An 18,857-nucleotide genomic window follows, 5' to 3' on the forward strand; every position below is an offset into this window, starting at 1 on the left:
GTCCATCTGTATTAACCAGCTCACTTTGTGTCATTTAATTTTCTGACCTTCATAAATATTTTCCTGCTGCCAGCATGTCCTGTTTGCGTCAATCTCCCGACGACAAGTTATTAGGGAGAGTCGCAAATGCGTCACACCACAATCATCCTGGCAATGTTATTGCCCGTTCTGCCGGTGCTGACCTGCCAGGCGTCAGAAAAAGATGAGCTGGCACTCGTGATGCGCCAGCTGGATCAGGTTCAGGCTGGCCTTGATCGCGCCCGCGTCGTAGCCAATCAGAATCAGGACGCTCGCTTTTATTTCGACTATCAGCAGGCAACCCGTGACATCTCAACGATGAGGCAGGGCATATCCACTTATCTCGAGCCGTCGCGCGCGCAGCCAACAGCACCCTCCACTTTAGTCACCGGGCAGTACCGTGCTGAGGAGCCCTCATGGCGATGAATGGCTCTCAGCTAAATGGATGGAGTGCGGGCACCGGAAGCAGCCTCACGCCCGGGCAACTGAACCTCTTGATCCTCGGTACGCTCGCCATCGTCGTTCTCCTTTTCAGCGCATGGGCACTGGTGCAGGCCTACCGTGGCCTGGTCAGTAAATCAGTGACGTTCAGGCAGTTCAATGAGCTGCTAATTCGACTGATTGTGCTTTATCTGCTGACCCTGTTTCTGTTTTTCCACTGAAAGGATGACTCAATGAAATTCACTTTCTTCAGGCATTTTCGTTCTGCCTATTCCCGTGCGGGATATTTGTTGCTTACCGGTCTCTTAACTGCAAGTCAGGCTATGGCAGACTTGCCAGCTGTTGAACAGCCAACATCTGGAGGCGGTGGCGGAACCTACAACACCGTTATGGGCTACATCAAAATGGGGGCACTTGCGATAGGGCTTCTCGTATGTGTCGGTGCTTTTTTTGCCGTAGCGCATGCCGTGATTACCGCATTTCACGATATCCGTCGTGGTAAGGGGGAATGGACTCAGTTCCTGGTCTATCTGGTTGTCGGCATCATCCTCATCCTTTTGGTTATTTACCTCGCAACTAAAGCTTCAGATATCCTGTAAGGAGCCCATATGGCCGTCATTGATTTCCTCCCTGACAGACTGAACAACCCCCCCGTGGTCTGGAAAGGGTTCACATCCGGGGAGTTTGTGCTGGCGGCCGTCATCGGTGTTATTGCCGGTATCCCTCTGGCAATACCGTTAGCTCTGGTTCCTTTTGTCGGATGGCTGGCTTTTCCGACGTGCATGCTGCTGATGCCGCTGTTGGTTATTTTTTTTGGCGGCAACTGGATTGCCAGCTACAAGCGCGGTAAGCCAGAAAATTATATCTGGCAACGTCTGGAGGAATTGCGCTGCCGTGCACGTATGTCCCGAACCATGATTCTGGATAGCAGGGCGTGGGAACTTAAACGAACGAAACCTGTTCCGTTGATGCGCGGAGGGAAAGTATGAGTCGTTTTCGTAACGGTATAACCGCCCGCGATAATCATATTATTTCGTTACGTATCGCTTGTGTTTTGCTGGCTCTGGGGCTGTTCGTCACCAGTCTGGGATGGATGCGAGCGCCCTCGGAACTGACAATTCACAACCCACCCGACCTGCGTTCCGGCAGCACCCGAAAATGGTGGGAGGTCCCGCCATCTACGGTTTACAGTTTTGCTTTTTACATTTTTCAGCAACTGAATTCCTGGCCGAAAAATGGGGAAGCTGACTACACAGCCAAAATTGCCCAAATGAGCCCGTATTTGACGCCGTCCTGTCAGGATTTTCTCAATAAGGACGCCGAGATGCGCAAGAATAATGACGAGCTGCGCGATCGTGTACGCGTGGTATACGAAATCCCCCGTCGTGGTTACAGCAACCGCAGCGTGACCGTCATTGATGAAGATCATTGGGTGGTACGGCTGGACCTGGTAGCTGACGAATATTTCCATACCGAACCCGTTAAGCGTGCCCTGGCGCGTTATCCAATGAAAGTGGTTCGCTGGGAAGGTGACCCAGAGCGAAATCCGTTTGGACTGGCACTGGATTGCTATGACAGCGCGCCACAAAGACTTGAGGCGATCTCCTTGCCTGAGCCAGAACAAAAGTCGGGAGCATTCAATTGAAAAAATTCTCAGTGATCCTGCTGACCCTGGTACTGGTCTCAGCCGGAGCTCGTGCTGTTGAGCTTATGAAATGGGAACGGATACCGTTGCAGATTCCCCTGACTGTAGGGCAGGAGCGAATCGTTTTTGTAAACAAAAACGTGCGAGTGGGGTTTCCGCCCGCACTCAACGACAAGCTGCGTATTCAAAGCTCCGGAGGTGTAGTTTATCTCGATGCGAAAGAAGCCTTTCCGGTGACGAGACTGGAACTTCAGAACAAGGAAAACGGGGAAATACTTCTACTTGATGTTTCTGCTGCCCCCGGTAAAACCACGCGGGAACCTGTCAAAATTGTCTACGACGGAGAAGTGGCTACCGCTTCGGCGACCGATAAACAGACGGTCAGCAGTGATGGGGACAGTGCCGGCCGTCAGTCGTCGGCAGAGGCAAAGGCAGAAAGCCGGAGGCCCGCAAAACTCAATGCGCCGCTGCCCGTTGTCCTGACTCGTTATGCCGCACAGAACATTTATGGACCGTTGAGAACGGTAGAGCCCGTACCGGGAGTAAGTCCGGTTTCACTGAAGCTTCCCCCCCGGATCACCACACTTATGCCCTCTGAGTCCGTCAGCGTCACGCCGATGGCTGCCTGGAGTCTGCAGGGCAGCAGTGTAATTGCGCTGCAGGTGCGTAACCGATCAGCAGTAAAGGTCATCCTCGACCCTCGTTCGCTGCAAGGTCAGTTTACTACTGCGACTTTCCAGCACCGTTGGCTGGGGCGTGCCGGTACACCGGAAGACACGACAGTTCTATATCTGGTTACTACAGGACGTCCCGAAAGTGCCTTTATTGCTGAACAGCGTTTACCCGAATCTGAAGGAAAGGAGAGTAAGCGGAGTAACCGAGGAGCGCATAAATGAAAAAGCCTGCTTCAAACCTGCTTGTGAAAATTGCGGTTCCCGTCGTAGTGGTGGGCGCCATCATGATTGGGGTTAAATCCTGTACAGATAAAAACGATAAAAATGAAGCAGGCCAGAAAACCTCTAATGTCGCCCTTAAGGATCTGACACCAGAAGATCTCAAAGCGCTGGGTGTGGAAGGTGACACCGCGCAGGATACTTTGCGTACCCTGGTTGGTAGTTACCGTAAGGTTCAGGGGCGGCTTGACAGCCTTGAAAGCGATAATAAAACGCTTGCTGATGAAAATAAGGAGCTGAAAAAAAATAGCACCAATGTTGATCAGCAAATCAGCCAGGCTGTGGGGCAAGTTCGTTCCGAAGAGGCCCAAAAACGTGCACAACTGAGTTCTCAGGTTACTGATCTGAGCTCGCAGGTGAACCAACTTCTTGATCAACTCAAAAATGGGTCCTCCGGCTTAACGGCAGGAAATAAAGGTAACGCTGCAGGCAGCGATATTCCTGTGGGACTGGGTTATGACAATGGTCTGACCGGAGGCGCGGGAAATATATCTCAAACAGATGGAAACGGGTTGCAATGGGTTGAACCGAAAGATGGTATTGCCACGGATGCGAACGGTCGACCGGTCTCAGATAAAAACAGTAATAACGCGACTGGTTTTTCTTTTGCCACCTCCTTTGGCGCTGCAGGTGATGCAGCCAGGCAGGCTACGTCAGCAGTAAGTACAACGGTACAGAACAACATTCCCGGATCTGAAAAAAATGCCGCCCCTGTTTATACCCTTCCGGAAAACTCCACGCTTGTGGGTAGTCGGGCCATGACCGCGCTGTTGGGACGTATTCCCATTGATGGCAAGGTGACTGACCCTTACCCGTTCAAAGTGATGATCGGAAAAGACAACCTGACGGCAAATGGCATTGAATTGCCTGATGTACAGGGGGCGATCGTTTCGGGAACCGCTACGGGGGACTGGACGCTTTCCTGCGTGCGTGGCGCCATAACCAGCATCACTTTTGTTTTTACTGATGGCACTGTTCGTACGCTTCCTTCACCTGAGGGGCAAGGCAGTAATGGTGGTAATCAGAACAGCCAGGGTGGGAATAACAGCAGTATTGGCTGGTTGTCAGATGACAACGGCATTCCATGCATTTCGGGTACCCGAAAATCAAACGCTTCTACTTATCTGCCAACCATTGCCGTACTTGCAGCTGCCAGCGCAGCTGGTGATGCCGTGGCCGAAAACCAGAATACCAGCCAGACCAATGGCTATGGTGGTGTGACGTCAACGCTGACGGGGGATGCCGGTCAGGCAGTGTTGGGTAAGGCGTTATCCGGCGGTATGCGTGAGACCGTTGACTGGGTTAAAGCGCGATATGGTCAGACGTTTGACGCGATCTATGTACCGCCTGGACAAAAAGTGGCTTTACATATCACTCGTCAGCTGGCGATTGATTATGAAGAAAAAGGCCGCAAGGTGAAATATGACAATTTCAGCCTCGCTGGTAGCAGCACGGGCATGGACTGATGGGGATAAAGATGCAGAACAATAAAAACCTCGAATATCGGGTGGACTATATACCACTGGGTGGCCGTCTCTTTGCCGGTTTTGTCAGGTGTGATAATGGCAAATGGGAAGGTAGCAGGCATGAAGTCACCGAACAGGCCCTGCTCGCTGTCGGAAAGAAGCTTCTGAGCGAGGGTAATGGAATGCAGATGCAACTGCCTGATGGGCGAGTGTTTCGTCTGTCAGCTGTCATCAGTGATTCGGATGAAGCGGAGGTGCATGTTGCTCAGTTTTAATCATCTGGCCACCATTATGTTGGTCGTTGTACCGCTTGCCCTCTCGGGTTGCAGTACGTCAAAAGAGGAAATGTTGCCGCCTGGCGACAGCACCATGCTTGAATTATGGAACGATGGTGCATCGGCAACTCATGCTACCAACGAGAGCAGAACAACACTTCGCCGGCCAGTTACAGACAGCGAACGTGAGATCAATCAGCAGGTCAGTAACAGCTACAGCCGCACCCAGGAAAATGAAATTCAGCAGACGTTCCCGCGTCTGCCAAATCCTGACATGGTCATGTATGTTTTCCCGCATCTGGCTGGCGGGAACACGCCGGTTCCAGGCTACAGCACCGTCTTTCCTTTCTACAGCCAGGTACAGTATGCGTTGCCTGGTGAGCGAACGGAGGATCTCTGATGGCTTTCCCCCTATTTGGCCGACGTCGAGCGTCTCAGGATGCTCATCAGTACGGTAACGGTCCGTTTTCCGTCAGTGGGTATGAACCGCTTACCCGGGAAGGGCAACTGACTCATTCAGATGAAGCGCGTCTGTATTCCACTGCACCTTCCATTATCGATCATGTTCCATGGGGCGAGTATTTGCCAGAGCATGAATGCATTCTGCTTGACGATGGTGTATCCGTTGGGGCCGTATATGAGATTATCCCGGTGGGCACTGAAGGGCGCCCGGAAACACGTCTGGACGAGATCTGCAATATCGCTGAGAACGCCCTACAGGACAGTCTCCCTGAACTGGATGATCATCAATGGGTGGTACAGTTTTTCTGCCAGGATGACTCTGATCTCTCTACTTATATGGATACTATCAGAGGCTATGTCAGGCCAAGAGCTCAGGGAACCGCATTCACTAAAGCCTGGCTGGCTGAACAGGAGCGCCACCTTGAAAATGTGGCGGTGGAACAGGGGCTTTTTGTAGACGAGGCTGTCACAGGGGCCGCCTGGAGAGGGCAAATTCGCAGAACGCGCATGGTGGTTTACCGTTGGGTTGAGACACCGTATCGTGACCCCATGCCACCGGAGGTGCTGCTGAAACAGGTCTGCGATCGCCTGACAGCAGCTCTGAGCGGTGCCGGTATCCGGTGCGAAAAGCAGAACGGCGAGCAAATCCATAGTTGGCTGTTGCGCTGGTTCAACCCGGCGCCGGCGTGGGTCGATAAGAAAACATTGTATCGTTGCGCAAAACACTCCGATCATGCACCGGGCGATCTGCCTCTTCTGAATGATTTCAGCGAAAGCCTCTGGTTTACCCGCCCGCGAAGTGATGCCGAAAGCGGTGTGTGGTGGTTTGATGATGTGGCACATAAAGCTGTTCCGGTTGCCCGCCTGCGTACTGCACCTTCCACTGGTCATCTGACGGGGGAGGTAAAACGTGGTGATAATGTGAATGCCATTATGGATCTGCTTCCGGAAGGGACAGTTCTGGCCATGACCCTGGTGGTTCAGCCTCAGGACAAACTTGAAGAAAGTTTTGCGAGCCTGAGCCGCAATTCAATGGGGGAGAATGTTGATTCCCTGCGTGCTCGTGAAGACGCTGCTACAGCGCGTAATTTCCTGGGAAACAAACACAAACTTTACCGTGCGGCCATCACACTGCTTATCAAGGCTCAGGACAAGGAAACACTCGATAAACGGTATCTTGATCTCAGCAGTAAATTACTGAACTGTGGGATGGAACCGATAAATCCAGAACACGATATTGGCCCTCTCAGCAGTTATATGCGTGCGTTACCCATGTGCTTTAACCCTCAAATGGATAAACACAACTGGTACACGCGCCTTATGTTTGTACAGCATTTTGCATGTCTCGCCCCTATTTATGGTCGTGACACCGGTACTGGTCACCCGGGGCTTACGTTCTGGAATCGTGGTGGTGGCCCCCTGTCCGTAGATCCACTTAATAAAAATGACCGTACCCAGAATGCGCACCTGCTGCTTTTCGGGCCGACAGGTGCCGGTAAATCTGCCACTGCGCTCGATAAACTGGCTCAGATGGTGGCAATCTACCGCCCCCGTATATTTTTGCTGGAAGCGGGTAACAGCTTCGGTCTGTTTGGAGATTACTGTAATTCGCTGGGGCTCTCAGTGCACCGTGTCAGTATCAAGCCTGGTAAGGTTATTTCACTTGCTCCGTTTGGCGATTCACATCTGCTCATGCAGGCGAAACCTGAGACGCTAGTGACAAGCGAAGAGGCCCTCCCTGACATTGATGAAGATGATGAGGACAAGGACGAAGAACGTGACATTCTGGGTGAAATGGAGATTGCAGCGCGGTTGATGATCACCGGTGGTGAAGCAGCAGAAGAGGAGCGAATGACACGCGCCGACCGCGGTATGATTCGTGAGGCGATACTCATTGCGGCTCGTAAAGCGTTTGACGAAAACCGCCAGATGCTACCGGAAGATTTAATGTTCTCGCTTGAGAACATTGCCCGCGATGTCAGCATGGGAGAAGACGGCCGCGAGAAACGCACGCCAGCGCGACGTGCGCGAGCTGAAGAGATGGCAGAAGCATTACGCATGTTTACCGAAGGTTTTGAAGGGGAGTTGTTTAACCGTCCGGGCGCGCAATGGCCAGAGGCAGACGTGACTATTGTTGATTTAGGTACGCTGGCGCGTGAAGGCTATGAAGCTCAGATGGCCGTTGCTGTCATCTCGCTGCTTAATACGATTAACAACATCGCAGAAAGGGAACAGTTCAGCGATCGGGATATCATTGTGCCAATCGACGAAGCGCATATTGTAACTGCTAACCCGCTGTTGGGCCCGTATGCAACCAAAATTGTCAAAATGTGGCGTAAGCTCGGATCATGGCTGTGGTTGTTCACACAGAACCTGGAGGATTTCCCTGACACTGCGAAAAAAATGCTCAATATGGCGGAGTGGTGGATCTGCCTCGTTATGCCACCTGATGAAGTTGAACAAATAGCGCGATTTAAGACGCTCACAGAAGAGCAGAAGGCGATGCTGTTGTCCGCGACAAAACTTCCGAGAAAATACACAGAGGGAGTTATTTTGTCCCGTAAGGTACAGGCGTTGTTTCGTGCGGTCCCCCCCAGTTTGTACCTGGCGCTGGGAATGACTGAAAAAGAGGAAAAAGCCGAAAGACGGGCCATTATGAATGAATTAAATTGCCCGGAGCTTGAGGCCGCATTTCACGTTGCGCGCCGCCTCGATGAGAAACGTGGCATTGGTACTATTCAGGGGACAATATGAAAAAACTGATTATGGCGACGCCGATCGTTGTACCGGACAAGGCTTTTATTGCCTCTGTTATTTTTACCGTTCCGCCACAGGGTTCTGCCTCAGTCGGTGTGGCTGACAGTGAGTCGATTAAGCATCTGCAAGGGGAGATCGTTAAGAGACTGGAGCAGCCTGTATTGCTGTCGGTCTATCCTCACCGGGTTGGCCGGCGCAGCTGCGTTGCAGTGCACCTCAGCGACGTGCATGAGAAAACCCTGGATATCCTGATAACTGTTACCGGCAATACACTCTGGCCAGCAGAACAGGAGTACCGGTCGGGTATCCGATGGAATATCTGTGTACCCGATGCAACCGATATGCTCTGGGTTCTTAAGGAAATCGACAGGGTGACCTGTGACACCGGATGTGACTTATAACCCTCCGACCTTGCCAGACAGCGGTGTGTTTTCCGCTGTCTGGTAAGGGGGGAGGCTGCGGGTGCGGGCGGCAAAGAGCCCGCGTGTATTAAAGTTCCTGCATTTAAAAAATGACATTTCCAGCGATCTGAGATTTATGCTGACGTACAGATGATGAATTACCAGGGCAAGATTAATTATCATTTTTCACGTCAGAATTAATTACTGACCCCTCCTTAAAGAGAACGCACCCTGAATAGGTTTTTCACACTCAGGGAGTGTTTTTCATGAAAATGCCATTTTGCTGCCTGGCAGCACTGTTCCTTTCCGTCGGTGCCAGTGCCGGCACAGTGATATATACCGACTCCTCTCATGCCATAGCAGCAAATCCTGGTCCGGATGTCTCCGTTGTTGAGCTCGATGCGCCCGAACGTGCACAGGCTGACATTTTCGGTCAGTTATCTGCCGATCCCGTTCTTGCAGAACAACGTGCCCGGGCAGTGATCTCTTCCCCGAATTTCCGGCAGCAGCAACAACAACTGGCGGAAGCTTATGCGGGTGTCACTCATGCCTGGTCCCTCGGCCTGGAAAAATACCCGGCTGTGGTTTTTGATGACGTCTTTGTTGTCTACGGTACGACTGATGTCAACGAGGCGACCCGTCAGCTCGCTGCCTGGAAGGAGAAGAACCGATGAAATCTTTCTCCTTCCGCCCACGTCGACTGGCGATCGCCACATTGCTGGTTTGTTCCGGCACCATGGCCAGCGTCAATACAGCGAATCTTCTGGCCAGCGCGGCAAGTACAGACTGTATCAGCTGGCGTGTCAGTGGTATCTGCTACTGGTTATTGTGTACTCCATTTGGTTGCACGGTGAAAACCTCGGTAAAAGTGACGCATTTCATTCCGGAGGCTGTGGTATCGGCTTACCTCAATCCCGGAGATAACCCCTGGACTGAAATGGCCACAGTTAGTGACGCCGCCAGCGGTGCTGAAGGTTCCCTGCTGGAAAGTGTGACGGGCGTGAGTACGGGGGGCGGTCGTCAGGAGATGAAAGCTCCCGGGGAACGTAAGCAGAACCTGCATTTCTATTACGGCGACGCCTGGGGCCATCCAGCTACGAAAATCATTGGCGGTATGGTGCCGGGCTATTCATGCGACAGCGCTGCTACTCCTTTCATGCCCTATTTCAACAGCTCACTGGATGCTCTGGTCTGGCGAACGGGCGTCCCGGAGACCCTTTATCCCGAAGCACTCATCCCCGGGCAACGAGAAATCGGGGAAACCACATCCGGCAATATGTGGGGGAACGTTTATCCACGTAGCGGGTTTGTCACCCAGACAGACAGTTACAAATCAGCAGCGGTTGTAGTTCAGCGTGTCGCTGACGTCATTACCCGCTCCGGCCAGCTCCATGTCTACAACCCCCTTACGGGACAGAAGTCCCCGGGTTACTGGCCACCCGAGCCGGTAAAAGAAAATACCGGCACGAAAAACCACAAATGGCAGCGACTTTCGCCTCAGTTGTCCCAGACCTGTGCAGTGTTTCCCGACACCAATGGCCAGATTGCCCAGGACGGTAACTATGCCTGGGCATTGTGGCAACCGTACAGCTGCTGCAAACGTCGCGGCCAGACGTTCCTTTCCAGCACCGATTTCTCATAAAGGTTCAGAACATGAAAAAAGCAGGACTTTTACTGATTTTTGCCTCGCTGCCGGCAATGGCAGCTGATATCTCTTTGTCTTCATCGGGGGCGTCAGTTAGCGGTAACGCTATCAGCGATGGGCTCTTTTATTCTATTGGTGGTGGTTCGGTTATTTCACCCCCGCCCAGTCGTAACAATATGTCCAGGATAGGCATTAATGGTGGCCTTAGCAGTGATCTGATGTGTGGCAATTTCGACATCAAAACAACCGTTGGCAACCAGCTGAATGGTATTACCAGCGGGTTTAAGGATTTGATGGGGAATGTGATTCAGGGGGCGACCGGTGCTGTCATGAGTATGCCGGCAATGGCTATTCAGCGCGCAAACCCCGGGCTGTATGAAATGCTCACCAATGGCGTTCTGCAGGCCGGTTTGAGTTTTGATAAAGCGATGTTGAACTGTCAGAGCATGTCGAAGAAGCTGGCTGATTATACCATCGGCAATAAATGGCAGCAGGTAGCCGTCTCTGAAGAGTACAAAGATATTGTGGCCACAAGTGGTGGCGATGCGGTTTCCAGCGACCAGAAACTGCAAAAAGCAACCGGAGAGGAAGGCGTGACGTGGGTCGGTGGGCAGAAAAGGGGAGGTAAGGGGCAGCCCGCAATTCAACCCACTCGGGATCTGGCCAAAGCTGGTTATAACATGATGAATAATTTGCCAGTGACCAGTAACAGCAGCGTCGGCTCCTCGAGCTGCAATGGTACCGCATGCCAACGTTATAAATCTTCTGAAGAGGCCGCAGCGGCCGTTGTTAAAGTGCTTGGTGATCGCTCCATCAGGACTTGCCGGGAAACCAGTGAATGTACCAGTGGTGGAACCGATAACCAGCCGGGCAGTGCTGTCGCTGGTACTGGCTTTTCTCCCATCCTTGAGGATGCCACGAAAGAGAATCTGGAGCAGCTTAGTAAGCTGGTTAGTGGTGAACTGCAGCCCACCACTGATAACCTTTCCGCACTGAAAACCGGCAGTCTGGTTGTCACCCGCGGGGTAATTCAGGCATTACGTGACGATCCAGACAAAGCGGCCCTGGTTCAACGGCTTGCCGGCGAACTGGCGATGTCCGATACCGTTGAAACCGCGCTAACAATGCGCAGGATGCTCACCACCGGTGAATCCGAACCTAATGCTGCAGAGCAGCCGGAAGCTATTGCCGAGGGTGATCGCCGCATCGATGCCCTCGATCGCGAGCTGACGGCGCTGCGTAATGAGATGGAGTTACGCAAATCTATCAGCAATAACAGTCTGCTTACGGCACTGGAACGGCAGGGAACAAGGAATCAGGATAACCGTCTGCAGCAGAAAGCCGGTAACGAGGACCAGGGCTTCAGCCAGATGGGCCAGTCTCAGTCTTCCGGAGCAAACTGATATGAGACTTAACCCGCTCAGCGGCCATATTGGCCGCATTCTCCTTATGGTGCTGCTCATTCTGTTGATGACGGCCAGCATGTTTGCTATCGCAGCGGTATTTATGGCTTACGACCCTGATGGCCACATCACACGGCGCTGGTTGCATGACAGCCGATGGGGACTGTTTGCCTGGCGACTGGTTCTTTATGGCTGCCTTATTACCGCCTGGATACTGAAGGTACGCCCACAGGCATTAATCCGTTGGCCGGACGGACGTCCACGTCTTGTGCGTATGGAACTGATGGGGGTGTTGTTCCTGGTAGCCACAGAATATGTGGCCTGGACAAGCGCTGTGTAAGGAGAGGACGATGACAGCAAACAGTTTTCTGGAATATTTTCTCGTTCTCTTTGGCTGGGTAATGAACAATGCCATGTGGAGCATTCTCAGCAATACGGGACTTTTTGCATTGCCACTGGTGGTCAGGGTTCTTGGCGTCTGGCTGAAAGTGAGGGAGGAGGGGGCTGACGAGGGGAACAAAGGGCTCCTTGCCCTTCCGCGAATCGAACATGCACTGTATGTGTCTTATCTTGTGATGCTCTTTTGCTGTATTCCGCTGTTGCCGGTTGATATCAGCACAATCAAGTTCGACAGCTCGCGCGCTAAACAGTGTGGCGTCAGTGTGCCGACGCCACAGAATTCCGGCTACAAGGGACTCGTTAATGATTTTGACGGTCGTACGGCCGAGGTTCCAGTATGGTGGTATCTCCTGCATATGATGTCGAAGGGTACAACGCAGGCAATGATTGCATCAATCCCATGCGGTACGAATTTGCGGCAGATGCGTTTTGACGTTCAGAACACGAAGCTGCGTGATCCTGTGTTGCTGCAGGAGGTCCAGGAATTTGCAGATCAATGTTACTCGAGAGCATATTTCAGGTTGAAAAACAGCAACAGCCAGCTCAGTGATGCCACCATCAACTCTGTGGGCTGGATAGGTAGCAGCTACTTTCTGAATACTACCGGATATTATGACTACTACACGGCTATGACGCCACGTAGCCAGTGGCCTTACAACAGCAGCCGGGACAGTGGCTATCCAGATACTGGCGCAGGTGGATATCCAACATGTAAGACGTGGTGGTCCGATGGTACTTCCGGGCTTCGCAAAAGAGTTCTGGCCAGCTTTAGTGATAACACACGTAAGGAGATGCAACGCCAGTTCCCCGGACAGCAGTGGGAAGAAATCGCCCTACGCTGGCTTGTCAGCCCACGTAACGCAGATCTGTCCGGGGGCGGTACCACTTATGCTGTTGGCAGTAGCGATACAACCACCGGAGTAGTTGGTAATCTTACACGCCTTACCTCGTCTATTGGTCTTGGACTGAAACAGGCCGAAGCGTTACCTGGTTTTGATGCATTGAAACAGGCATTGCCAATGATTCAGGCATTATTGTTGATGATGGTAATCACGGTCATACCGGCATTACTGATGTTCAGCGCCTACGATCCGAAAACTATTTTTACTATCTCCTTCGCGTTATTCGCTCTTCAGTTCATCACGTTTTGGTGGGAGCTGGCAGGCTGGCTTGATGACAGATTGATCACCATCCTCTATGACAATATGGCTGAGCAGGGGATTGCAAACAGCTCGGTGCCTTTCGCGGCTTTCTTTAGTTCAACGGCTGATGGATGGATTATGAACCTGGTTCTGGGGATGATGTACTTGGTATTTCCCGCGTTTTGGGTAGGAATGCTTAGCTGGATTGGCGTTAATTTGGGAACAGCAATAACTACTGGATTAGAAAAAGGTGGTTCTCAACCACAGCAGGCGGGAGCCGAGGCTGGAAGAGGAGCTCAGCAGATTGTTACAGATAAAGTCGGGGGAGCTATAAAAGGAAGCTTCAAATAGTAGTATTCATTCCATAGAGGACTGCCCATAGAGGACTGCGCGATATTTGAAACGCGCAGTTCATCTATTATCAGTCCATTTCCTATCTTGATCTGCCCATTCAGCCCTTTCTTCTTCCCAACGTGCTCTCCATTCGTCATTTCGTTTTTTACGTTCGGGAGTTATGGTCAGAATATTTGCTATACCATCGAGTACGGAGGTTCCACATGCATTGGTTGCACTGGTTAGTGCAATTGGCTCAGGTTTTTTCCGCTTTAACTTGGACTCATCACAAACGATATTGCGGCGTTTTGTGGTGAAGCGCGCAAAGGTGCTGCTTAGGTCATCTTTATTGAAACCGTCTTCGCTCATGGCAACGACTCCTCATTTTGTCTTTTTGTCTAATAAATAAGCTACTAAAAATCCCCTTTACACGCAAATTATAAAGCGCTATTGGGGGAGGGTATCGGCTCACCTGCGCGTTCTTTGGCGGCGAGCTCCAGCCCGCAACCTAAGAATATATGACGAAATGTTTCTGGATTACTAGGTGAATGCTTCTATAGTGGGATGACTTCTGGCATCACATGGAAAAGAAACAATGACGGTAGGATCACGCTGGTTTAAATTTGATTTTCATAACCATACCCCGGCCTCAGATGACTACAGAGTACCGGATCTCCAGCCCCGGGAATGGCTGCTGGCTTACATGCGACAGCAGGTCGACTGTGTTGTCATTAGTGACCATAACAGTGGGGCCTGGATTGACGTTTTGAAAGCGGAACTGGCGAACATGTCCCGGGACGCCAGTTCCGGTGAACTGGCAGACTTCCGGCCGTTGACTCTGTTTCCGGGGGTGGAGCTCACGGCCACCGGCAACGTCCATATCCTCGCAGTGTTGCACACCCAGAGCACCAGTGCCGAGGTGGAACGGCTCCTGGCCCAGTGCAACAACAACTTCCCTATTCCGCGTGAAACCCCCAATCATCAGCTTGTGCTCCAGCTGGGACCTGCGGGCATCATCAGTAATATCCGTCGTAACCCGGAAGCGATTTGTATCCTCGCACACATTGATGCAGCGAAAGGCGTTCTGACAAGCCTTACTAATCAGGGGGAATTGGCTGCCGCTTTTCAGGCAAACCCTCATGCTGTGGAGATCAGACACAGGGAGGAGGATATTACGAACGGGACTCACCGGCGTCTGATTGCGGATTTGCCATGGCTCCGGGGATCAGATGCGCACCACCCTGAACAAGCGGGAGTGCGCACTTGCTGGCTGAAGATGTCCGCGCCTGATTTTGACGGTCTCAGGCATGCATTACTCGATCCGGAAAACTGCGTGTTGTTCGATGATAACCCTCCGGAGGCACCAGCTTCACATTTGCGAAGCCTGACATTCAGGACTCGACTTTGCCGGCCGGCGGACCAGAATGGGGCCTCCGTCGAGTTCAGTCCGTTTTACAACGCGGTGATCGGCTCCCGGGGCAGTGGTAAGTCCACGCTTATCGAAAGTATCCGTCTGGCCATGCGAAAAACCGAAGGACTGACTGTGTCTCAAAGCAACAAGTTGAGCCAGTTCAGTCAGACGGGGATGGGCATGGAGGCGGATTCTTTCATCGAATGTGTATTCCGCAAAGAAGGCACCGATTTCAGGCTCAGCTGGCGGCCCGGTGGTCGTCATGAATTGCATATCTTCAGCGAAGGTCAGTGGGTGCAGGACAATCACTGGTCAGCAGACCGTTTTCCCCTCTCGATATACAGCCAGAAAATGCTCTACGAGCTGGCGTCGGACACAGGGGCATTCCTGCGCGTCTGTGACGAGAGTCCGGTGGTCAACAAACGTGCCTGGAAAGAGCGCTGGGATCAACTGGAAAGAGAATATCTGAATGAGCAAATCACGCTGCGTGGTCACTTGGCCAGCCAGACGATCGCGGGCACACTGCAGGGGGAGCTGTCTGATGCTGAACGGGCCGTCAGTCAGTTGCGGTCCAGTGCGTACTATCCAGTTTGCACCCGTCTGGCCACGGCCCGGGCTGAACTGTCTGCGGCGACTCTTCCTCTGGAGCATCATGAACAGCGTGTCGCTGGCCTGAGGGCGCAGGCGGAAGAGTCAGTACAAGTCCCGGTTCTCCAGGTGGAGGCGTCTGCACCACTGACAGCATTTATGACGCGTCTTTCGGACGTACAGCAACAATATGAACAGCGTCTTGACACGCTGTTGTCAGACTATGCCGCGGAACTCGATGCCATCAGGCAGGAGCCCTCTCTTCTCGCACTGGAAGAGGTGGTCCGCAACCAGGAGGAAACCGTACAACGTGAGGCTATTGCGTTACGGGAGCAGGGGCTCAATCCGAATGTCCTCGATGAGCTGATGACACGTTGCGAGTCGCTGAAATCGGAGCTGAGAAATTACGCCGATCTTGACGGGACGATTGCTGCCTCCGCAGCGAAGTCCGCAGAATTGCTGGCTGAAATGCGTAACCACCGTATGGTACTGACCGAAAAGCGGAAGGCGTTTCTGTCCTCCCTGTCTCTCAGCGCGCTGGAAATAAAAATTCTGCCGCTCTGTGCCCCGTATGAAGACACTGTATCTGGCTATCAGGCGGTAACCGGCATAGGCAACTTTGCCGAACGTATCTATGATAATGGTGACGGAAGCGGGCTGCTTCACGGCTTTATCAGTCTGCGTCCGTACAGTCCGATGCCAGCGGCTACGGAAAGCAAATATCTTGAGCTGGATAAGCTTAAAGCGCTGCATCTTGCTATCAATCGCGAGGAGCCGGGCGCCGGGGCAGAGCTTCACGGTGCTTTCAGAAATCGCCTTAAAGGTCTGAATGAAGCGCAACTGGATGCCCTGCAATGCTGGTATCCGGATGACGGGATCCACATTCGTTACCAGACGCCCGGGGGAGGAATGGAAGACATTTCCTCTGCCTCACCAGGACAAAAAGGGGCGAGCATGTTGCAGTTCCTGTTGTCGTATGGCACCGATCCACTTCTGCTGGATCAACCAGAAGACGACCTGGACTGCCTGATGCTAAGCATGAGCGTTATCCCTGCCATCATGGCAAACAAGAAACGCCGGCAGCTGATTATCGTGTCGCATTCTGCCCCAATAGTCGTCAATGGTGATGCGGAATACGTTATCAGTATGCAACACGACCGCTCTGGCCTGTACCCGGGGCTTTGTGGAGCGCTTCAGGAGACGCCGGTGAAGGCGCTGATTTGCCGACAAATGGAGGGAGGGGAAAAAGCATTCCGTTCCCGTTATGAGCGGATACTAAGCTGAGAAACTGTACCATCCCTAGGGCAGACAGACGTGTCAGAAGAGTAGCACCTGCGTGCCATTGAGTGTTTGAAAACCCGAACATTGGCCCCCATCATGCTGTTGGAGGCAGCATGATGGGGGCCGATGAGGCCTGTGAGTTACCCTTTCCCCTGACAGCCGTCACCAGAGTGTCAGTGGTGAGCATTGAGCCATGCAATCAGAAGTGCATCGCTACGGGAAAGCGTCCCATTTTTCAGCTGATTATCAATGGCTGTGTACAGTTTTTTTTCAGTGATTCCGTGAAGGGGGTTCAGTTCCCTGAAAACTGACTCACTGGTAAACTGGCACCGGGTAAATGCTTCCTCAGCGGTACTGACGGTTGGGTGGATCACCACAATATTAAACAACGCGCTGATGGTTGCCCGCAGATAGTGTTCAAGGTTCACCGTCAGCAGGTCAATGTGCGGGCTGGTGCCTGCATTGTGCACGATGGTGTTTCTCAGCAGATACAGGCGGTGAAGATGCCGGGTGACTTTCTCTGCATGCTGCTGCAGTTTATCCGCCATTTTCTCGGGTGACGCACAGATCCCGGCAAGCTTACGCACTCGGTACATGACATACGGAAAGTGCTGTAAATCTGCCTGAAGCTCCCGGGCCCGGTCTGCATCTTTAAGAAGGGCATAGAGCTGCCCCAGTGGAAGTGAGGCAATGTCTGGTGTGCGTAAGGGGTGTCCCGGTTCTCGCAGGATGAAGCGAAGCACTTTTCTTAGTGAAAAAAGCTGTTTAACAATATAATCCAGCACCATGCAGGGAGCCACAACGCTGATGACATGCTGTTCATGTGATGGTGTGCCAGGGGCAACCCCTAGCGTTAATGATTCAAGTGCCGACCAGTAAGCGGTGAAACGACTCTCCTGAACCTGGCTTTCAATACCGTTACGGAAAAACCGAAATACGGAGCTGATTTTTTTACGGGACACATCCGGTGTATCTGTGAATAGCCGGTTCATCGCCACCATAAAGCGCGCAAACTCCTCGTCCGTTAACCGGTCCGAGTTTGCCTCGATTTCATTATCGAAGCGCGGCACTTCGGCTTCGTCTTCATCCCTGATTATCATGAACTGTTTCTGGACGGTGATATCTCCCTTACCCACCATGTAGGCAATGACATCCAGGGATTCACGAAGCATCTGACCGGCCATGTTACGGGCAGATGTGTCAGACATTGAGCAAACTGGTATATCGACAGAGAGGGAGAAGCGTTGTCGGGCTTCATCAAGTGGCCGGAACACACATCCGTTGAACTGCAGTGTGGGTCCTTGCGTGTTAAGCAGGGTGTGCAGTTTCTCACTGATAATAAACATCCGGACTGTTACGTCCCGGGTAGGTGTTACCAGTTTCTGCCGGAACGAGTGAAAGGCGGTCCGGAAAGCGTCCGGTTCAGTACTCACATTTCTGAAAATATTGATGTACAGCAAGTAACATTCCGTAAGCGTCATTCCCCGGGTGAGGAGCACACTCATGACCCCGTTCGTCAGTGCGTAAATATCCCGCGCACAGTTTTCATCCAGAGGGTGCTCTGTAAACAGCTCCTGTTCAAGCATCTCAAGAGCCTCAGTGATATAACTGGCCTCGGTGATATCCGCCAGTTGTACGCAGAGGCTACAGATAAGACGAGGACGCTTTTCCACCGGGCTGCGAGTGGGGTCAACCAGCAGATCTCTGTCCAGAAGACTCACCAGTTGAGCGGGGATGTCCTCAAATGCCTCTCTCCTGAGAACTTGATCGGTCTCGAGTAACTCGAGCAGTTCTGTGGCCACCCGGAGTCTTTTTTTATCGGCACTGAAACGATCTTCCATTTCGTAAAGAAACAGCAGTTCGCGGATTGTGTTGAGTGGATTGCTGTATCCGACACGGTCCGTATCCGGGCTGTTTTTATGGCAGAAGTTGGACCAGCATTCAGTAAAATAGAGCTGACGCTCGGTAAGCACGTCCCTGTTCAGACGTCGGTCGATACGCATAGGTCTGGAAATCTCTTGTACGGTGAGTTATGATTCATTCATACCATATTTAAATCATCTGCCGCCATGCGGGGGATGTCACCGAAAAAAACGGCTCTCCCTTCTGTCAGTGGCTCAGTCCCGGGAAGGCTCAGGGCCTCATCTTCAGAAAGCCACCCTTACTGGTGGCTTTTTTTTCAGCAGTCCGGGATCCTTGTTTCACCTTGGCACTCCTAGAAATTGCAGGTTGTAAAG

Annotated in this window: 19 protein-coding genes; 17 read left to right on the forward strand and 2 right to left on the reverse strand. The window is 52.3% G+C overall.

What is annotated here, in order from left to right; genetic code table 11:
* Window positions 1–126: 126 nt before the first annotated feature.
* From ACJ9Y9_RS02070 to ACJ9Y9_RS02145, 16 genes are all read left to right on the forward strand, one after another.
* The gene (locus tag ACJ9Y9_RS02070) at window positions 127–444 is read left to right on the forward strand and encodes an RAQPRD family integrative conjugative element protein (protein ID WP_001216596.1); all 318 of its coding nucleotides are present in this window, start codon (window positions 127–129) and stop codon (window positions 442–444) included.
* Window positions 435–680 carry a TIGR03758 family integrating conjugative element protein gene (locus ACJ9Y9_RS02075; RefSeq protein WP_001251235.1) on the forward strand — a complete coding sequence of 82 codons (246 nt, stop codon included), beginning with the start codon at window positions 435–437 and terminating at the stop codon, window positions 678–680. The genes ACJ9Y9_RS02070 and ACJ9Y9_RS02075 overlap by 10 nt, the downstream gene beginning before the upstream one ends.
* Before the next feature lie 12 nt (window positions 681–692).
* Window positions 693–1,058 carry a TIGR03745 family integrating conjugative element membrane protein gene (locus ACJ9Y9_RS02080; protein ID WP_000673116.1) on the forward strand — a complete coding sequence of 122 codons (366 nt, stop codon included), beginning with the start codon at window positions 693–695 and terminating at the stop codon, window positions 1,056–1,058.
* Between the two features lie 9 nt (window positions 1,059–1,067).
* On the forward strand, window positions 1,068–1,448 hold the full coding sequence (locus ACJ9Y9_RS02085) for a TIGR03750 family conjugal transfer protein (RefSeq protein ID WP_000268263.1): 381 nt from the start codon (window positions 1,068–1,070) through the stop codon (window positions 1,446–1,448).
* The gene (locus ACJ9Y9_RS02090; RefSeq protein WP_032676581.1) at window positions 1,445–2,104 is read left to right on the forward strand and encodes a PFL_4703 family integrating conjugative element protein; all 660 of its coding nucleotides are present in this window, start codon (window positions 1,445–1,447) and stop codon (window positions 2,102–2,104) included. The genes ACJ9Y9_RS02085 and ACJ9Y9_RS02090 overlap by 4 nt, the downstream gene beginning before the upstream one ends.
* A complete protein-coding gene (locus tag ACJ9Y9_RS02095; protein WP_032676582.1) occupies window positions 2,101–3,000 on the forward strand; it encodes a TIGR03749 family integrating conjugative element protein in 900 nt (299 codons plus the stop codon). Before ACJ9Y9_RS02090 ends, ACJ9Y9_RS02095 begins: the two co-directional genes overlap by 4 nt.
* Window positions 2,997–4,523, forward strand: a complete 1,527-nt coding sequence (locus ACJ9Y9_RS02100) for a TIGR03752 family integrating conjugative element protein (protein ID WP_032676583.1) — start codon at window positions 2,997–2,999, stop codon at window positions 4,521–4,523. The genes ACJ9Y9_RS02095 and ACJ9Y9_RS02100 overlap by 4 nt, the downstream gene beginning before the upstream one ends.
* Before the next feature lie 11 nt (window positions 4,524–4,534).
* Window positions 4,535–4,798, forward strand: a complete 264-nt coding sequence (locus ACJ9Y9_RS02105) for a hypothetical protein (protein WP_305955352.1) — start codon at window positions 4,535–4,537, stop codon at window positions 4,796–4,798.
* Complete coding sequence (locus tag ACJ9Y9_RS02110) at window positions 4,782–5,198, forward strand: TIGR03751 family conjugal transfer lipoprotein (RefSeq protein WP_000926982.1); 417 nt, start codon at window positions 4,782–4,784, stop codon at window positions 5,196–5,198. The genes ACJ9Y9_RS02105 and ACJ9Y9_RS02110 overlap by 17 nt, the downstream gene beginning before the upstream one ends.
* Window positions 5,198–8,014, forward strand: a complete 2,817-nt coding sequence (locus ACJ9Y9_RS02115; protein WP_032676587.1) for a conjugative transfer ATPase — start codon at window positions 5,198–5,200, stop codon at window positions 8,012–8,014. Before ACJ9Y9_RS02110 ends, ACJ9Y9_RS02115 begins: the two co-directional genes overlap by 1 nt.
* Window positions 8,011–8,418 carry a hypothetical protein gene (locus ACJ9Y9_RS02120; protein WP_032676588.1) on the forward strand — a complete coding sequence of 136 codons (408 nt, stop codon included), beginning with the start codon at window positions 8,011–8,013 and terminating at the stop codon, window positions 8,416–8,418. Before ACJ9Y9_RS02115 ends, ACJ9Y9_RS02120 begins: the two co-directional genes overlap by 4 nt.
* Window positions 8,419–8,684: 266 nt before the next feature.
* Entirely contained in the window at window positions 8,685–9,092 is a 408-nt protein-coding gene (locus ACJ9Y9_RS02125; RefSeq protein WP_032676590.1) for a TIGR03757 family integrating conjugative element protein, read from the forward strand.
* A complete protein-coding gene (locus tag ACJ9Y9_RS02130; RefSeq protein WP_032676591.1) occupies window positions 9,089–10,060 on the forward strand; it encodes a TIGR03756 family integrating conjugative element protein in 972 nt (323 codons plus the stop codon). Before ACJ9Y9_RS02125 ends, ACJ9Y9_RS02130 begins: the two co-directional genes overlap by 4 nt.
* An 11-nt stretch (window positions 10,061–10,071) precedes the next feature.
* On the forward strand, window positions 10,072–11,466 hold the full coding sequence (locus tag ACJ9Y9_RS02135; protein ID WP_000709002.1) for an integrating conjugative element protein: 1,395 nt from the start codon (window positions 10,072–10,074) through the stop codon (window positions 11,464–11,466).
* A gap of 1 nt (window position 11,467) precedes the next feature.
* Window positions 11,468–11,806 carry a hypothetical protein gene (locus ACJ9Y9_RS02140; RefSeq protein ID WP_032676594.1) on the forward strand — a complete coding sequence of 113 codons (339 nt, stop codon included), beginning with the start codon at window positions 11,468–11,470 and terminating at the stop codon, window positions 11,804–11,806.
* Window positions 11,807–11,816: 10 nt separating this feature from the next.
* The gene (locus ACJ9Y9_RS02145) at window positions 11,817–13,358 is read left to right on the forward strand and encodes a conjugal transfer protein TraG N-terminal domain-containing protein (protein WP_032676595.1); all 1,542 of its coding nucleotides are present in this window, start codon (window positions 11,817–11,819) and stop codon (window positions 13,356–13,358) included.
* 60 nt (window positions 13,359–13,418) lie between these two features.
* Here ACJ9Y9_RS02145 and ACJ9Y9_RS02150 read toward each other — a convergent pair whose 3' ends face one another.
* A complete protein-coding gene (locus tag ACJ9Y9_RS02150; RefSeq protein ID WP_032676597.1) occupies window positions 13,419–13,709 on the reverse strand; it encodes a hypothetical protein in 291 nt (96 codons plus the stop codon).
* 226 nt (window positions 13,710–13,935) lie between these two features.
* Between ACJ9Y9_RS02150 and ppl the strand changes: the two genes are divergently transcribed.
* Window positions 13,936–16,623, forward strand: a complete 2,688-nt coding sequence (gene ppl, locus ACJ9Y9_RS02155; protein ID WP_032676599.1) for an anti-phage protein Ppl — start codon at window positions 13,936–13,938, stop codon at window positions 16,621–16,623.
* A gap of 170 nt (window positions 16,624–16,793) precedes the next feature.
* Here ppl and ACJ9Y9_RS02160 read toward each other — a convergent pair whose 3' ends face one another.
* Entirely contained in the window at window positions 16,794–18,623 is a 1,830-nt protein-coding gene (locus ACJ9Y9_RS02160) for a hypothetical protein (RefSeq protein WP_032676600.1), read from the reverse strand.
* Between the last annotated feature and the right edge of the window lie 234 nt (window positions 18,624–18,857).

This window comes from Enterobacter sp. CPE_E1241 (assembly GCF_045618265.1).
Classification (GTDB): Bacteria; Pseudomonadota; Gammaproteobacteria; order Enterobacterales; family Enterobacteriaceae; genus Enterobacter; species Enterobacter adelaidei.

What these genes read in the sequence shown, in the direction of transcription:
- ACJ9Y9_RS02070 (WP_001216596.1), top strand. Translation starts at nt 127, where the DNA reads ATGCGTCACACCACAATCATCCTGGCAATGTTATTGCCCGTTCTGCCG.
- ACJ9Y9_RS02075 (WP_001251235.1), top strand. Translation starts at nt 435, where the DNA reads ATGGCGATGAATGGCTCTCAGCTAAATGGATGGAGTGCGGGCACCGGA.
- ACJ9Y9_RS02085 (WP_000268263.1), top strand. Translation starts at nt 1,068, where the DNA reads ATGGCCGTCATTGATTTCCTCCCTGACAGACTGAACAACCCCCCCGTG.
- ACJ9Y9_RS02110 (WP_000926982.1), top strand. Translation starts at nt 4,782, where the DNA reads ATGTTGCTCAGTTTTAATCATCTGGCCACCATTATGTTGGTCGTTGTA.
- ACJ9Y9_RS02080 (WP_000673116.1), top strand. Translation starts at nt 693, where the DNA reads ATGAAATTCACTTTCTTCAGGCATTTTCGTTCTGCCTATTCCCGTGCG.
- ACJ9Y9_RS02160 (WP_032676600.1), bottom strand. Translation starts at nt 18,623, where the DNA reads ATGCGTATCGACCGACGTCTGAACAGGGACGTGCTTACCGAGCGTCAG.
- ACJ9Y9_RS02140 (WP_032676594.1), top strand. Translation starts at nt 11,468, where the DNA reads ATGAGACTTAACCCGCTCAGCGGCCATATTGGCCGCATTCTCCTTATG.
- ACJ9Y9_RS02105 (WP_305955352.1), top strand. Translation starts at nt 4,535, where the DNA reads ATGCAGAACAATAAAAACCTCGAATATCGGGTGGACTATATACCACTG.
- ACJ9Y9_RS02145 (WP_032676595.1), top strand. Translation starts at nt 11,817, where the DNA reads ATGACAGCAAACAGTTTTCTGGAATATTTTCTCGTTCTCTTTGGCTGG.
- ACJ9Y9_RS02090 (WP_032676581.1), top strand. Translation starts at nt 1,445, where the DNA reads ATGAGTCGTTTTCGTAACGGTATAACCGCCCGCGATAATCATATTATT.
- ACJ9Y9_RS02120 (WP_032676588.1), top strand. Translation starts at nt 8,011, where the DNA reads ATGAAAAAACTGATTATGGCGACGCCGATCGTTGTACCGGACAAGGCT.
- ACJ9Y9_RS02130 (WP_032676591.1), top strand. Translation starts at nt 9,089, where the DNA reads ATGAAATCTTTCTCCTTCCGCCCACGTCGACTGGCGATCGCCACATTG.
- ACJ9Y9_RS02150 (WP_032676597.1), bottom strand. Translation starts at nt 13,709, where the DNA reads ATGAGCGAAGACGGTTTCAATAAAGATGACCTAAGCAGCACCTTTGCG.
- ACJ9Y9_RS02100 (WP_032676583.1), top strand. Translation starts at nt 2,997, where the DNA reads ATGAAAAAGCCTGCTTCAAACCTGCTTGTGAAAATTGCGGTTCCCGTC.
- ACJ9Y9_RS02125 (WP_032676590.1), top strand. Translation starts at nt 8,685, where the DNA reads ATGAAAATGCCATTTTGCTGCCTGGCAGCACTGTTCCTTTCCGTCGGT.
- ACJ9Y9_RS02135 (WP_000709002.1), top strand. Translation starts at nt 10,072, where the DNA reads ATGAAAAAAGCAGGACTTTTACTGATTTTTGCCTCGCTGCCGGCAATG.
- ACJ9Y9_RS02115 (WP_032676587.1), top strand. Translation starts at nt 5,198, where the DNA reads ATGGCTTTCCCCCTATTTGGCCGACGTCGAGCGTCTCAGGATGCTCAT.
- ppl (WP_032676599.1), top strand. Translation starts at nt 13,936, where the DNA reads ATGACGGTAGGATCACGCTGGTTTAAATTTGATTTTCATAACCATACC.